Below are 16279 nucleotides of genomic sequence, written 5' to 3'. Positions count from 1 at the left end.
AAACCGCAGCGAGTAAACCCGCTACGGTTAGTCATAGAGTGGCACAGCTTGAATTAAGATCCAAGTTTAATATGTCACATTTAGAATGCGTAGTTTACACCCACGTAGAACTGACGGCCGTAGGAGCTATACTCGCCTAGTAAACTAGAAGAGCCATAGTCTTGTTTATTGGGCTCATCAGTTAAGTTGTTAGCTTGTAGTACAACCTCTAAACCCATATCAAACGCGTATGATGCTTGGATATCCACCGTTGTATATGGCTTGGCCAAAACAGGGGTAGAGCTACCTGGTATGGCCAAATTCACAACATACTCATCCCGAGACCGGACGTTTAAGTGTGTGCTGAAGTTATCAATATCCCAGAATGCAGTAGCACTCCATACATTTTCGGAAAGCCCTGGCAGACTGACTGTTTCTCCAGAAAGCGCTCCTCCACCAACCTCTGTTTCACTCTCTGTATACGAGTAGCTCGCGGTCAAACCTAACCCACCGAATACTCCAGGCAAACTAGTAAACGTTTTTGTTCCCGCCAATTCAATACCTCGAATGTAACCACCTTCAGAATTTTCAAAAGTATTGAATGCACCCTCAACAGTATCTTCTGGTGCTGAATCAGGAATGGTAATGCCATAGTCTATAAAATCTATTTCACCGGGAGCATAGTTACGCTGTTGAACCAAGGTATCTATCTTCTTGTAGAAACCAGCTACAGTTACAGCACCGTCATCTTCAAAGTAGTGTTCATAAGAAACATCTAGCTGAGTGGCACGGAACGGATCCAAGTACGGCGTACCTTTCGTCCAGACGTTGTAGCGCGGCACTTCTGTGGGCACTCCGTCTTGATCAACCGTGGTAGTATCAAACCAACCACCGGCACCACCTTTCATTTGACCAACAGGAGGGCGACCCAATACTTTGGCTGCAGCTAAACGTACATAGTCGCTATCCGTTAGCTCAAAATTTAAGTTAAGGGAGGGAAGCGTATCCGAAAATTCTGGGCCGAACTCACCTTCAACGAAATTTGAATTGGAATTACCAACATCATCTACAATTGTGTCGCCAGCATCATTCCCGACATAAACTAACCCTTGCGCTTTTACATCAGTTTTAACATGACGAACACCAAAGTTACCTGTCACAGGTATATCTCCAAGCTGAGTTTCTATGTTCGCCAATATGTAGAATGCTTTGGTATCTTCAACTAATGCCCCAGACTCAACAAATGTCCAATCGCGAGCCCATATCTGTTTCCCTTCGTAGTTTCCCGCGCCAAAGATTTCATCAGCCAGCCCGTCGATACTCACAACCAAATGGTCCGGAGCGCCCTCTACAGAACCGACAGAAGCAAAGCCATCCAACGCTATTGGGGAACACTCTACAAATGGGTCGGAAAGATTATCGTCGCACCAACTTTCTGTTTCACCATCTCCGATGTTAAAAATACCGTCACGGCTTCCCCACAAGAATGCTCCGCGCTCAGAATCGAAAACTCGCTCGGACAATCGAACACCTGTCTCAATCGAATTGACAAACCCAAGTTCAACCTCTTGCACAAAATCCACTTTAAATGACTGAACGTCATCGGTGTAAAGGTGTGGGTACTCCTCATAGCGCCCCAATTTCATTTGATCAAGACTGGTCAAATCAATGTCGCCAGTCAACTCTAGAGTTGGAATATCATCGCCGTTCGACTCATAAGTAAAGCCTTGACTTGCAAGCTCACTCCACCGAGCATCTCCAGTGGTATATGGCTCGTACGCATGCATGGTCGCCAAACGATCTTTACGCGTTTTCTCGCCCGAACTATCAGCGAAGTCGAGGCTTAGTGTCGACCCTTCTCTGATCACCCACTCAAGATTAACGCCAATAGCAGTTGAATCAGCGTTAGAACTTTGATCTTCTGTTCTAGATTCTATCCAAGTCCCACCCTTTCTTTGAATATGTGGGTCGGTAATCGCTACAGCAAAGTCTTCAATTTCACCTGCAGAGTTAACACTTAAAGGAGTTAGTGTTGCACCACCTCCACCAAGACTCCCTACTGTCACACCGTGACGAATATCTTCTGATTCAAATTTAGTCGCAAAATAATCCACACTTAAGGATAGGTTATCGCTCGGCTCCCAAACAACGGCTGCCATATAACTATCTCGGATATCTTTACCTGAACCAGCTTGGAATTGAAGGGCTGCAGGCAACCTATATATGCCGTTTTCAGGATCAGGATCATCCGTTCCATACCCAAGCTGATCATCAGCCGATGCACGAGCTTTGGTAAAACTATTCGGTTGATCTAAGTGAGAGAAACCTAAGCTAACACCCAAAGTTTCATCTAAGAACTTACCCATATAAGAAGCTGACAGACGATTACCGTTTGCATCGGCGCCTACATCTTCGGCAGCGTCGTTATAAGAGAGACGGGCTTTAACATTGAAATTGTGATCTTGCGCCGCGTCTAATGGATTGGCTGTTTTTAACTCAACGGTTGCCGCTACACCACCTTCAACAAGTGATGCTTTAGGCGACTTATAAACCGCTGCTTGAGTGATTAGCTCCGCTGGATACTGATCAAATGCCATCCAACGTAAGCTTTCTGTTTCTGAGGAAGTAGTAGCTTGCTCGCGGCCATTCAGTGTTGTTTGAATGAAATCACCATTCATACCGCGGATGTTTAGCTGTGAAGATTGCCCCGAATCGCGCACGGTAGTTACACCAGGTAAGCGACCAAGAGAATCTGCGATAGAAGCATCTGGCAGGGAAGACAAATCGCCCGCATCCACGACTTCTACAATTGTGTCTGCGTCACGTTTTACCGCTACAGAATTCAAAATGGAAGAACGAATGCCAGTTACAACGACTTCCTCTAAAGCTGCATCCTGTTCTTGTGCGTACAGGTTAACGCTAGTCAACGACGCTGTGGCGGTTAGTGCCGCAATACAATGCGACAGGTAGGTTTTTTTCATTGTAGCTACTCCCAAATATTTATCGATTATTTTGTTATTAACGAAATTTGGTATTCAAGGATGAAAGCTTGTAAGCGGCATCTATTATTACCAAGTTTCGCCGTATTCTCTTAGGCCAACCTATAGTAAGTTCGTATCCACTTAATGCACAGGGGCTTGCATACGTATTCAGCCATTGCATACGTATTCAAGCAAAACTATTCTGAAGAGCAACTGCATACGTATGCAGCTTATAACGCGACAATCAGTTTCAATCTTAGCGAGACTAAGTTACTACTTTGGCGCCAAATATTTTTCAACACCAGAGCGCCCACATTTCATGCCTTTTAATAGCTATAAGAATGTATAGTACCCAAAGTTAGAACATTCAAACTTTAAATAATGAAATCAAAATGCTTGTCGCGAATATCGTTATAAACGTACAAAATAATGACTAGTATCTTATTAAATACCAACAAGCACTATTAAAGGGAGTTGTATAGAATTGGAAAGAATAGCTTGGTACTACCCAGTATAAGCTAGGAGAGAAAAACTGTACTTATAAAACTCGGGATGAAAAAGGAAGCGTCAATTAAAGGCAGGGGGGGGGGTAAAATTAATCTAGAGTCAGTTAAGCCAATTCAAGTTGAGTTACATTAAGTTAAGCTAAGTTAAAATTGAGACTGGCGAAGATGATTTCCCTCCACCAGTCTCAAGACTATTTACTTAGTAACTGCTTTCTCAACCTCAGATGATACATTAGCAACCACACGGCGGTTGGCGGCACGGCCAGCGGCGGTATCGTTGGTGTCGATGGGGTTTATTTCACCGAAGCCTGTCGCAGTTACACGGGCTGCATCAATATTGAATTGGCTTACTAGTGTCGCTTTCACCGCATCTGCACGCTTTTGTGAAAGTTGTTTATTGTAGGCCGCACTACCGCGATCGTCGGTATAACCCTCTACGCTCACCTGAGTGTTCGCATATTGGTTCATAAAATCTGCCACGCGTTTTACTTCCGCGTAATAGCTTTCTTTTACAACCGCACTATTGTTGTCGAATTGAATGCTCAAATTAATGGCAACTGTTTCGGTTAATGAAAGTGAGCAGCCTTTGGCATCTACTTTATGGGTAGCCGCTGTATTGGCACAACTATCTTGATAATCGGCTACGCCATCGTTATCGCTATCTAAGGCACAGCCTTTTGCATCTACTTTCACATTAGCGGGCGTTGCTGGGCAAGCATCCAAAGTATTGGCTACGCCGTCGTTGTCACTATCCATGGGCTTGGCTGGTGTTGTAGCTGCCGGCTTTACAGTAGGTTTACTTGCTTTAGCTTTACCGCCAAACACATAGGCCAAACCAACATTTACACCTACATCGTTAAAGCTATCATCTAAGTCGTGCAGGGCACGCACATCGCCACGCACTTGAAAGTTTTCGGCAAGTAAACCTTTTATACCCACGCCCGCATTTACAAATGTGCTGGAGCTATCGCCGAAACCGTCTACATCCACATTGCGGCCGCCAATACCCGACACCAAATAAGGTTTCCAATCGCCTTTTGCGTCGCCTAGGTAATACAAACCATCTAACAGCAAGTGCTTAGTTGTTACATCAACATTGCTATTTTCTATTTCACTGTTTAAGTAGGTGTAAGAAAGCTCTCCGCCCCACTTATCAGAAAAGTCGTAACCCGCACCTAAAGTGAGTGGGGTTGCATCGTCAATAGATAAGTCGTTATCGTAAAAGTACTTTCCTGTAGTTACAAATATACTTTTATCACCTTCGTCGGCGAAGCTAACGCCTGCACTTAACGACGACACTAATACGGCTATTGAACTGGCCAATTTAAGTTTATTTGTCATGCTCATTCTTCCTTATGGTATAGATAATGTTCAGTTATTAATCTCTAGTTGCTAGTTGCTAGTTGCTAAATTCAAATTTATAGCACCAGCCTTACATTCGTACATAAAGGCTTCACGCATTTGCCTCTGGCGTGTAGTTAATGTTTACATCCATTTGATTAAACGGAATTTCAATACCTTTTTTATCGAATGTAATTTTTACTTTTTCGGTAAGTGCAAAGTAGGTGGGCCAGTAGTCAGGGGTATTCACCCAGCAGCGCACAACAAAATTTACGCTTGATGCCGCCAATTCAGATACGGCAACGGTAACCTCTTCACCAACAAGCACAGCACTTTCGTTGGCGACTATTTCATGTAGCTGATCTTTTACTACGGCTAAATCCGAGCTATAGCTAACCCCTACAACCAAATCTACGCGGCGCTTCGCCTGCATTGAATAGTTAACGATGTTGCCGCCCATTACATTCGCGTTAGAAATAATCACAGTTTTGTTATCGGGCGTTAGCAGTATGGTAGAAAAAATAGATATTTCTTTTACCACACCCGAAGCGCCACCGGCTTCTACAAAGTCCCCAACACGACAGGGCCTAAACGCTATCATCAGTACACCAGCTGCAAAATTGGCAAGCGAACCCTGCAGCGCCAAACCCACAGCCAAACCTGCAGCACCCATAATGGCTACGATTGAAGCTGTTTGAACACCTAACTGACCCAATGCGGCAATAAATACAAACGCCATCATCAAGTAGTAAATAATATTGGTAATAAATTTAGCAATTGTTGGGTCTACTTTACGATTAGACAACGCTTTGCCTACTGCACGACTCACAACACCCACAACCCACTTACCTATTATAAAAATAAGCAGCGCCATTAGAATTTGAGTACCGTAAACCATAATGTAACCCGTGGCTTGGTCGCTAACTTTTTGAATATCAATATTCATATCGAAGATTCCTAAATAAAAGAATGAAAAAATAAAACGTTAAAATGGCTTAGATAAAAAGATGCTGCTCTGCACGTAAAGCGGAGGCTCCGCCTAGAATTGAAGGTAAACTTACAATTCTAGGCGCTATCTTTTTTTTTGAAGCGGGTATACCTGCTAACTTGCGTTGCTCTAACAGGTGTTCAAGTTCTTTTTTGGCCAGCAGCGAGAGCGCCCCGCCTTCACTCGACAACATTAATCCGCGCGACTCGAAAAAATCCATTTGCCCCGCTGTAAGCAAATAAACAAACTCGTGCAAGGCATCTACAACAAAATTATTTTTAGAAGCGAGTGCAACGTTTATAAGAAATACAACATTCTCACTAAACGCCACATCGCTTACGGTAATGTTTTCGTGTACTTGAATTTGTACACGCAAACGCAGTAACGCACGTTTAGCGGCACCGCTTAAATTAATTGATGATATATCCATATTTACCTCTTCAACTCGCACAACAAGGCTGTAAGTTCCGATGAAATTCACTTTACCAAAATTGTGTAAAATCGTTTGTAAAACGCTGTAAAATGGCAAACGCCCTACAACAGTGAGCTTGAGCGGAGCAGGCAAATACTTGTTTTACACTATTTTACAATTGCCATAGATTCCACCAGCCGCAAACGCGTAAACTTAAGCACCAGACAATTAGCCACAAAACGCCCAGCCAATAAGGAAGAAACAATTGAACATTGTGCTTTTAGAGGATGACCCACAACAGGCAGAGCTTGTAACGCAATGGCTTAGCGCAGACCCACTGTTTAATGTGACCCATTACGAAAACGTAAAATCGTTTTTAGAAGGCTGCCGGGCCAATGTGTTTGATGTGGCCATAATGGACTGGGAACTGCCAGACCAAACAGGCCTAGAGGCGCTTAAGCACCTGCGCACACGCGATAAACACGACTTTCCAGTTATATTTACCACCCAGCGCGACTCGGAAGAAGATATAGTAGAAGCGCTTAATTCTGGCGCCGACGACTACCTAGTGAAGCCCCTGCGCAAAGCCGAGCTGCTAGCAAGGGTAAACGTTGCCCGCCGCCGATTGGGGTTGGCATCTGCATCCACCACCCTTACCCTTGGTGATATTTTGGTAGATACCCAAGCGCGTACAATTACTAAACAGGGCGAACAGGTGAAAGTTACCCAAAAAGACTTCGACGTAACCGTGCACCTGTTAAGTAATGTAGGTAAAGTATTGTCTCGCGAGTATCTACTTAAAGCCGTATGGGGCGTGAGCGCCGACTTGAATACCCGTACTGTAGATATGCACGTTAGCCGCGTACGCCGCAGCCTAGGCATCAACCCCGATATGGGCTATTGCATAACCACTATTTACCAGCACGGCTACCGTCTAGAAAAAATTAGCAACGAAACGTAATTGCACGCACAGCACAGGATTAACCATGACTAAGCCCAGTAAAATACACTCACTCGCTATGGTGTTCTGCTTAACAATTGCCGCGTGGAGCCAAACAGCACTCAGCGCTGACTGGCTATATACCGTGCGCCCAGGCGACACCTTTTGGGACCTGTGCCTTAAATACACAAACAAAAGCAACTGCTGGCAGGAGCTGCCCGACCTGAACCAGGTAAAACGTACCCGCGAACTGCCGCCAGGCTACGTTATCCGCATCCCCGTCAGCTGGTTGAAACAAGCGCCAGCACCGGTGACTATCGAACACCTTTCTGGCGATGTATTCTTGGCCGCGCAAGCAACCGCGCCTCACACACCCGCCATAAACAGCGCTGCCAACACGCCAAAAGCTAAACCACTTAGCAGTGGCGAAAAACTGAGCATTGGCAGCACCGTGTATACCGAAAACGGCTATGCCAGCCTGCGCTTCGCCGACGGCAGCACCCTTATGGTTATGCCCTACTCATCGGTAGCGCTAGATGCCTTTACCACCCACGATGGCGAAGCCATTGTAGATAGCCGTATGCGCCTGCTAAAAGGCACGGTAAAAGCCAAGGTTAAGAAGCGCCAGCCGCAAACCCGCTTTAGTATTACCACGCCCGATGCAGTTGCAGCCGTACGCGGCACCGAGTTCCAAGTAAGTTCGAGCGACGACCAAGCAGCCCCCACGCGTATAGAAGTATTTGAAGGCCTGGTTGGCGTTGGTAACGACAAATCACAGCAAGAAGTACCCGCAGGCTTTGGTATTAGTGCAAGTAAAGATAAAGCGCTTGCGGCCCCCAAAGCGCTGCTAACCGCCCCTGTAATCACGCCCCCTCCGGCTGCGGTTATTCAACCTTATACGCTTGAATGGCAAGCTTTAGAGCAAGCCAGCAACTATGAGGTTCATATAAATAGCCACGACGAAACCAATGCACTACAACAGCACGCAACGGTTGCCACAACAGCAATGGAAATAAACAACCTCGCCATAGGCTGCTACACCGTAAATGTAAGCGGTGTAGATGCCGAGCAGTTTCAAGGCTTAGCCGCACAGCAAAAACTTTGCACCGCGCCGAATGTTGGCACCCCCGTGCTGGCTAAAACCGGCTTGCAAAAGGCAAAGGGCAACAACAACCTAACTTGGGCCGCTCCCGAAGGCGCCCAAAGCTACGAGGTGCAATTTGCTAGCGATGCCGAGTTCAGCCACATAACCAATGAAACAACAACTAACACACCCACAATAGCGCTAACCACCAACAAAAAAGTCTTTATTCGCGTGCGCGCGATTGGCGAGGCAGGCCAAGCCAGCAGCTATTCAAATGCTTTGCCTTACCAGCCCAAAAACAAAGACTGGCAAGCCATTTTATTTATAGGAATCGCGTTCATTGCTGGGCTTTAAAGCAACACTGCAACAAATAAAACAGCACATACAACTACTGGCGTTTTGTGCTGTTCTTTCTCTTCTTACCGGGTTGGTCTCGCATTACCAAATGACGGTAGCCTTCGATCGATTCGTATTCGATTGGGCGCAACGCTTTGCCCCGCTTACCATTGGCGACGATATAGTCATTATAGAAATAGACGATAAAAGCATTGCCCAACTCGGGCGCTGGCCTTGGTCTCGCGACACCCACGCGGCATTGATTAATACCCTGCACGCTGAAAACGCCAACACCATTGCCTTTGATATTTTATTTGCAGATTACGATAAAACTAATCCACAAGCCGACCAAGCCTTTACCAACGCCATACAACAGCACGGTAACGTTATACTGCCCCTGCACATTGAAAAATTAGGCACCCAGGGGCAAATGCTAGAAGTGCTGCCGGCCAAATCGTTTGTAAAAGCGGCTGCGGGCTTAGGCCATGTACACGTAGCGCAAGATAGCGACGGCGTTACCCGCAGCGTGTTTTTAAAAGAAGGGGTGGGCAACGCCTTTTGGCCGCACTTTTCGGTCACCATTCACCAGCATTACGAACAGCCCTTAGCAACATTGCCAGGCGAGCAAAACCATCAGCAAAACATGCTCCCCGAACCCAACACTATTGCGCGCGATTACTTAAATTACATTCCTGTAACCACTAGCGCCCCCAACCTAACGTATTTTTCTTATGCGGATGTGCTTGCTCAAAACACCGCCAAAAATGCGTTTAACAACAAACTCGTTTTTATTGGAGCCACGGCAACAGGCTTAGGCGACGTGCTTACCACCTCTGTTGGCGCTATGGCGGGTGTAGAACTTAACGCGTGGATATACGAAGCCCTAAGGCAAGACAAACTTATTCAGCATGCAGGGCCAAGTGTTACTCTTGCTATAAATTTATTGGCCACATTTATTTTACTTATTATTCTTGGCCGCCTTGCACCTAAAGCGCTACTGCTTGCAAGCTTAGCCTCTGTACTAGGCTTACTAGGCCTAAGCATTGGTTTACAAAATTACTTCAGTGTGTGGCTACCACTTTCGCCAGCTTTATTTGCCCTGTGTATGTTTTACCCGCTATGGAGCTGGTTGCGATTAGAAATAGCGGTAAAATTTTTAAAGAGCGAGCTACACCAATTAAATGAACACCCCCATCAACTTCAGTTTGAAATAAAACAAGCCGAAAGAGGCCTAAATTATTTACAAGATTTAGGCATTCTTAGCCGCTGGGAATCGAGCAAGCGCACGGAAGAAAAAAACACCCCAGCCAATTTAACTAGTGCAGAAAACGACGAGCATGTATTTTTATTGCACACAGACACAGCCATTATTCGCGCTTATTTATCTAAGCAATACCTGCAAAAAATACCCAGCGACTGGCAAATGGCAAAGCGCGCACAGGCGCTATTCAATCGTTTTTATACTCGCAACAACACCTCGCCATACGCTAAAGGCTCCGGCACTGAAGTTATATCGCAAACCGTTGCGCAATTAAGCGCGGTAAAGCAAAGCGAAGAAATTAGCCAGCGGTTACTGCAACAAAGTTTAGCCAAACTACAGGACGGCGTAATAATAGCCAACATGTACGGTACAGTGCTGTTCGCAAACGACGCCTTTAGCGCTATGACAGGCCGAACCGTAGACAGCAACACCAACTTAATGGATGCCATCGGTCAACTTAGCCTAAAAGACAGCAATCAGTGGCGCCCGCTTATTGCTTCGCTCTATGCCGATAGAAAATCCATTTCTGGCCAAGCGGCAAACACCAATACCAATGTAGATTTATTCTTCCAAGCGCGCACAGAAAATATATACGGGGACTTTGAAGATACCATCATCATTACCTTCACCAACATTACCGAAGTGCGCGCAGCAGAAAAAGCCAAAATGGAAGCCCTTAATTTTCTCTCGCACGACTTACGCGCCCCTATGCTTTCGGTATTGGCGGTTATTGAACGTCACAAAACCAATTGCGCCGAAGCTAATTTTGCCGAGCATCAAGCGTTTACCACAATAGAAACCTTAGTACGACAAAACCTAAGCTACGCAGAAGACTTTTTACAGCTTAGCCGCGCGCAAACACTCAAGGAATCACAATTCCACTTTTGCGACCTGCACGCTATTTTTGACGGCGCCCACAAAAACGCACTGGCGTTGGCCCGAGCTAAAAACGTGAGTATTCAAACGCAAAAAGCGGACGTAGATGCTTGGGTAATGGGCGATCACACGCTACTAGAACGCGCCCTAACCAATATTATTACCAACGCAATTAAATACAGCCCTAAAAATAGTTTTATTCAGCTGAACTTGGCGCAAGCAGGTAACCAGTTTGAAATTGCGGTACAAGATAACGGCATTGGCATAAACAACAAAGATTTAAAAACCATTTTCGAGCGCTTTAGCCGTGGTAAAAGCGGCAACAAAGAACACGGTGCAGGCCTTGGGTTATATTTTGCGGCACTGGTAGCCAAGCAACATGCGGGCGACATTGAAGTTGAAAGCGAGCTAGGTAAGGGCAGCGTATTTAAACTAGTGCTGCCTGCCTGCGCGGAATAACGTTAATAAAAAAAGGGCGCAAAATGCGCCCTCACTTACCATTCCTTTATTGCCTTACGGCTAAATTAATCTGCACTTAGTACAGTATCTGCTGCAACCTTACTTAAGTTTTGAATAACCACATCCTGCTCGGCACTTACATCCTCCACACTAAAGCTTGGCGTTGCATCGCTATCGTCGGCTGGGTAATGAGTGAACATATATTCTGCTAGCGCATCTTGCTCGGTGCCATCGTCAGCAAAAACTGTATTGCCTGTTTGCACACCTTCGGCTTCAAGATCCACAATATTAGCACCCGCACCCGATGGGAATGGGTAGCGATCTCCGCCGCCAGCCAAGAAGCCTAACGTAACCACTCTAAAAGTTTGCGAAGCGGCTGTAGGGTTAAGTACACCGTTTTCTACCACTACAACTTCACTGCCATCGGCCTGAGCACCATTGCTATCTAACACTACAAGGTTGCGAATACGCGAACCCGCCGTGCTCACCGCAGGTGGCGACACAGAATCATCTACCGTTTGAGCCGTTTGTGCAGTGTCAAAACTAAAGCGGATACCAGCAACCTGTGGGAATTGACCAGGGGTTGCGCCATCGCTACTTGCCGCTACACCGTGCTCTAATACTTGTTTTAATTGCTCACCGGTAAGGGTAACAAGTGACAGTGAATTATTAAAACGTAACGCAATTTCTAAATCTAATTGCGACACTTCACCTGGGTTATTTATGCCTTCGATACCAGCAGGGGCATTACACACTACCGCATCATCGCCGGTTGCACCGGGTGGCACACTGCAGTAGCCAATAGATGCACGAATACCACCGCCATTTTTAATTGAAACAGCAACGCTCGCATCGGTTAATTGTGCGTACTCCAAGTTAGCCTGAGCAGTAAGGCTGCCAAAGTTGGTTTCTTCGCTACGTACCGCACTGCGCTCACCATTTAAGTACACCGAGGTAGAGCCAAATACATTACCTGCGCGTGCAGCTAGCGCCGACGTTAACGTATCAGAAATGGCTTTTACTTCTGCAATCGCGTCACTTACACCTAAACCATTTTCAATTAGGCCTGTTTCATCTGCTGCGTATACTCCATTTATAGCATCATCCATCAAGCTAGGAATAATTACGCCGTTACTATCGAAGCTAACCACCAAGCGACCAAGGTAAGTGTAATCGCCATCGGTATTCACCACTAGTGTAGGCTCGTCAGCTGCACTATCAAAAACTAAGGGGTAAGTATCTACAGCAGTATCACCACCGCGCAATCTATCGTTGGTATCCGCCAATAACGTGTTTGAACCACCGGCAACAATAATATCTACATCACTTAGCAGTGTTGCCAATTCGCGCTCTATAGCAATTTGCTGCATGTGCGCCAATACAATCACTTTGTTAATACCTGTTGCAGTTAACTCATCCACACTGGCCTGAATAGAAGCCGCTAGCGCATTTATATCCGCGCTGTCAGCTGGAGCTATAGTGACATCGCCCGGTGAAGAAATACTATGTAATGTAGACGTGGTCGCCCCTACCACACCAACGCGCTGACCGCCTACGGTAATTACAGTACTCGCTGCAATTTTATTTTTTAGTGCAGCGGCCGGTGCGCCATTCGCACCCACAAGCGGTGCCAAATTTGCATCGGTAGAAAAATCAATATTCGCTGAAAGATAAGGAAAGCGAGCACCAGCCCATGCGTTATCGCCACTTGCTTCGGCAGAAAGTAATGCGGCCACTTCGCCGGTGCCTAAATCGAATTCGTGATTACCAAATACCGACGCCTGCACGCCCAATGCATTCAAATAAGCAACATGCGCACGGCCAGTACCGGTTACGCCCAATACAGGTCGCAGCGCGTTATCACTTGCCACATTGTATTCCGGCCCTGGAATCCAGTTATCACCAGAGCTTAATAGCAAGGTGTTGGCGTAATCGTTTTTAAAGCTTTTAACCAGCGCAGAAAATCGCACCGCGTTATTTATAATATCTCGTCCGCCGTCTACATCAGCAAAATGCAATAGCTGTAGTTCGAAAGCGTCGTTATTACACACATAGTTGGTTTCTGTAATTTCGGACTCATCCAACATACCGCTGGCATCAACATCTAAACCAGAGTGAATAGCCACGCCACCTAAAGGACACTCGCCGTGGCCGGCCTCTAGTACCACCTGCGCTATTAGGCTGTTTACACCATTGTCTCCGGCTGCGCCGTTAGCGCCATCGGTTCCATTTGCACCATCCTTACCGTCGCCACCACAGGCCGCCAAAGCAAGGGAAGACAATATTGCCGCTGTCAACTTCAATCGTTTCATGACTTCTCCTATTCGTCTTAAAAAAAGATGAATACTAGGTAAAACTCATGACGCAACCATGACTAGATTATTTATTTTATGTGACAAGAACGGGCTTATGCCGCCACAAAAGCGAAGCAAAAGTTAGCGTTCGAAAGAAAACCCCGTGGGGTATTTATGGTATGCATCGTAGTCTTGCTTACTTAGCGGCACACCTTGTTGGCGAGCAATGGCGTAAACCATATTCAGGTGAAAATAAAAATTAGGGAAGATATATTGGAAAAGGTACTCGTAAGGCCCGAGCGTAACCGTTGCGAAGCCGGCTTTATCCTGCACACTTTTAGGCAAATTCGCTTCGGTAATAACTAGCGAGTTGAGATACGCAATAGTTTGCTCTATTTGTTGCTGCAAACCATCAAAACTATTTATTTCGTTTTCGAAACTAACTGCCGGCTGCCCTATTAGCGGACAGCACCCGCGAAGGCTAAAATTGGCACAGGCCCGCACATGATTTATTAGCGGCAGCATGTCGTCGGTTAAACGCGCTTGCAATGTCTCGTCGCCAGCCATTACGTCTATTTTTTGTAAAATAAACGCGAGACGGTCTAAATAATAGATAAAAATATTGGGTGCACTTGCCAACATAGTTCTAGGGTAGAGTACGTGTCATAAATAAACTGTTAGGGTCTAACGTATAATCACCGAAAGGCTCGCAATAGGTGAAACCAAATTTCTCATACAGGTTACACGCTCTATCAAACCACGATGAAGAGCCTGTTTCTAAACTAATACGTGTATAACCTTCATCCTCGGCATAGGCAATTATATGCCGCAACAACTGCGCACCCACTCCCTTACCTTGGTACTGCGGCTTGGTACGCATAGATTTAAGCTCTAGGTGTGTGTCATTCAGTCTTTTAATTGCACCGCAACCAACCAACTCATCGCCGCTCCATACACTCCAAAATGTGACTTCTGGTGCGCGCAACTTATCTAACGCCAGTGTATGGCAGCTTTCTGGGTTAGATACCTCCCACATTTCACGCATGTGATCGGATAGTAATTCTGCAATCGCAGGCCGCGATAAATCGTCAACTTCAATTGTTAGTTCCATTGGTAAACCACTTACACCTATTGTTTTGCGGTGCAGCATGCAAGCTAAAACAAACTTGTATTAGCAGGCACCACAAAAGTATTTTTATTTATTATCAAGCACTTAAGATGATTTCGCACCAGTAAAGCTTCTATCTGGCGCATCGTCACAATACCCCCAACGGCCGACAAATGCACTAGCAGAGGTAAACTCTAATCTTAATTGCCCCCAATATTTACTGCCATCTTTGGTTGTATCGCAGGCTCTATTTGATTTATTTTCTACCCAGTAAGCGTTAACTATCATTGTATGCTTATCTAAATTATGGGTAATCGCACCATTAATAATTTTAGCGTCTTCTTTTTCGTTGTTATAGGTTCCCACCAGCGTTTTACCAAACAGGTCGAACTGGAAATCTGCAGCCTCTTTTTGGTAGTAATTATTCGATACCCATACCCCGTTTGTTATATCGCTAGCCTGTAAGTGCTCTTGCACCTGTTCACTCGCGTCTTCCGCTGACCAAATAGGTAAATTCGCCACAGTTGCTACTAAAGCAGTAATGGCGGCTATCGCGGTGGTTACACTTGTAATGATGCCCGTTGTGGTGGTTAACCAGTTTTTCTTATTATCCGTCATGCTTCACCGTGTATAGTAATTATCAGCTAAATAAGCATTATTATTCATGCGCCAACGCTATGAATATAATCTATAGACTTATTCCAAGGCGGCACAGTTAAACGCAATCAAAGTTTGTTGTAAAGCAAACTAAGATTATTACTATGCTAGCTAACAAGTAACAAAAAACAGCGTGAGGAGGGGCTACAACAAAAATTTATAACCATTTAACCAATCAATAAATTTATAAAGCAGTCGTACTTACAAGGTATGTAAAAAACGGTCTTTTCTTGGAATGTAAAAGTTTTCGTAGTTAAACGATAAAACCACACTGCGCGTGCGACCGACTATTTCTGAGCGGGGTACAAAGCCAATAACGCGCGAATCTGCGCTGTTATCTCTGTTGTCTCCCATAGCCAAGTAATGCCCGTCGGGCACCACTACCGCATCAAAGGTAGACAAATGCGAACCTTGCTTGTTCACTCGCACGCTATGTTTAATTCCTACTAAATCTTCTGTTTTATCTAACTCATAGGCCTGTTTTGGCGCATGAGCGTTTACGGCACCTGCAACCGCTCCATCACTGTAATTAAGCGGCTTGCCGTTAATAAACAATACGTTATCACTTAGGGCTACCACGTCACCGGGCAAACCAATTACACGCTTAACTAAACGAGTATCGGACGCTACAGAATCGAAAATAATAATATCGCCGCGCTCTGGGTCGGCTAAATGTAAAAGAGATATATGAGTGAATGGTACTCGCAGATCGTAAGCCATTTTGTTTACAAGAATACGGTCACCCTCAACAATAGTAGGCTTCATCGACCCAGTGGGCACTGAGTTCCAATCGGCGAAGGCACTTCTAAATACCAGCATCAACCCTAAAAACAATACAAAACCGCGATTTTGCTTCCATAGTTGGCCGATTTTACTGTTAAGTTTATTCCTATTGCTCATACTGGCTTATTCCCAATCTTGTCAATTTGCACACGCACCATTCAAATAGTTGTTTAGCTCGTAGCATGCACTATGCGGCTATGTAGCAGTATTGACCATAGCTATAATGGGTTAGTTCCCAGCGCAGGTAGCAGCTTGTTACGCAGCCTAAACGCGT

12 protein-coding genes are annotated in these 16279 nt (G+C 45.5%); 3 read left to right on the top strand and 9 right to left on the bottom strand.

The annotated features are described in order from the left end of the window. Window positions 1–80: 80 nt before the first annotated feature. The 4 genes from SDE_RS03155 to SDE_RS03140 all read right to left on the bottom strand — a co-directional run bounded on the left by SDE_RS03155 (window position 81) and on the right by SDE_RS03140 (window position 6225). On the bottom strand, window positions 81–2960 hold the full coding sequence (locus SDE_RS03155) for a TonB-dependent receptor (protein WP_011467072.1): 2880 nt from the start codon (window positions 2958–2960) through the stop codon (window positions 81–83). Between the two features lie 701 nt (window positions 2961–3661). Continuing rightward, a complete protein-coding gene (locus SDE_RS03150; protein ID WP_011467071.1) occupies window positions 3662–4807 on the bottom strand; it encodes an OmpA family protein in 1146 nt (381 codons plus the stop codon). Between the two features lie 112 nt (window positions 4808–4919). Further along, window positions 4920–5753: a mechanosensitive ion channel family protein gene (locus SDE_RS03145; protein WP_011467070.1), complete on the bottom strand. Its 834-nt coding sequence runs from the start codon at window positions 5751–5753 to the stop codon at window positions 4920–4922. 49 nt (window positions 5754–5802) lie between these two features. After that, entirely contained in the window at window positions 5803–6225 is a 423-nt protein-coding gene (locus tag SDE_RS03140) for a hypothetical protein (protein ID WP_011467069.1), read from the bottom strand. A 256-nt stretch (window positions 6226–6481) separates the two neighbouring features. On the opposite strand from SDE_RS03140, the gene SDE_RS03135 reads away from it, so the two are divergent. The 3 genes from SDE_RS03135 to SDE_RS03125 are packed head-to-tail and all read left to right on the top strand — an operon-like array spanning window position 6482 to window position 11163. Further along, window positions 6482–7168, top strand: a complete 687-nt coding sequence (locus SDE_RS03135) for a response regulator transcription factor (RefSeq protein WP_226986488.1) — start codon at window positions 6482–6484, stop codon at window positions 7166–7168. A gap of 25 nt (window positions 7169–7193) precedes the next feature. Beyond that, complete coding sequence (locus SDE_RS03130; RefSeq protein WP_011467067.1) at window positions 7194–8585, top strand: FecR domain-containing protein; 1392 nt, start codon at window positions 7194–7196, stop codon at window positions 8583–8585. After that, window positions 8572–11163 (top strand): CHASE2 domain-containing protein, encoded by a 2592-nt coding sequence (locus tag SDE_RS03125; RefSeq protein WP_041324122.1) that lies wholly within the window; start codon window positions 8572–8574, stop codon window positions 11161–11163. The genes SDE_RS03130 and SDE_RS03125 overlap by 14 nt, the downstream gene beginning before the upstream one ends. 65 nt (window positions 11164–11228) lie before the next feature. Here the strand turns inward: SDE_RS03125 and SDE_RS03120 are convergent, their stop codons facing one another. The 5 genes from SDE_RS03120 to lepB form a co-directional block, all read right to left on the bottom strand. After that, a complete protein-coding gene (locus SDE_RS03120) occupies window positions 11229–13475 on the bottom strand; it encodes a bifunctional metallophosphatase/5'-nucleotidase (protein ID WP_011467065.1) in 2247 nt (748 codons plus the stop codon). 123 nt (window positions 13476–13598) lie between these two features. Further along, window positions 13599–14099, bottom strand: coding sequence for a DUF1993 domain-containing protein (locus SDE_RS03115; RefSeq protein ID WP_011467064.1), 501 nt, complete (start codon window positions 14097–14099; stop codon window positions 13599–13601). A gap of 4 nt (window positions 14100–14103) precedes the next feature. Continuing rightward, entirely contained in the window at window positions 14104–14568 is a 465-nt protein-coding gene (locus SDE_RS03110; RefSeq protein WP_041325163.1) for a GNAT family N-acetyltransferase, read from the bottom strand. 102 nt (window positions 14569–14670) lie between these two features. Next, window positions 14671–15183, bottom strand: coding sequence for a hypothetical protein (locus SDE_RS03105; RefSeq protein ID WP_011467062.1), 513 nt, complete (start codon window positions 15181–15183; stop codon window positions 14671–14673). 240 nt (window positions 15184–15423) lie between these two features. Beyond that, window positions 15424–16122 (bottom strand): signal peptidase I, encoded by a 699-nt coding sequence (gene lepB / locus SDE_RS03100; RefSeq protein WP_011467061.1) that lies wholly within the window; start codon window positions 16120–16122, stop codon window positions 15424–15426. Window positions 16123–16279: the final 157 nt, after the last annotated feature.

Origin of the sequence: Saccharophagus degradans 2-40 (genome assembly GCF_000013665.1) — a bacterium.
Classification (GTDB): domain Bacteria; phylum Pseudomonadota; class Gammaproteobacteria; order Pseudomonadales; family Cellvibrionaceae; genus Saccharophagus; species Saccharophagus degradans.
The sequence above is the reverse complement of the archived record's forward strand: the minus strand, read 5'-3'. Positions and strand labels throughout refer to the sequence as shown.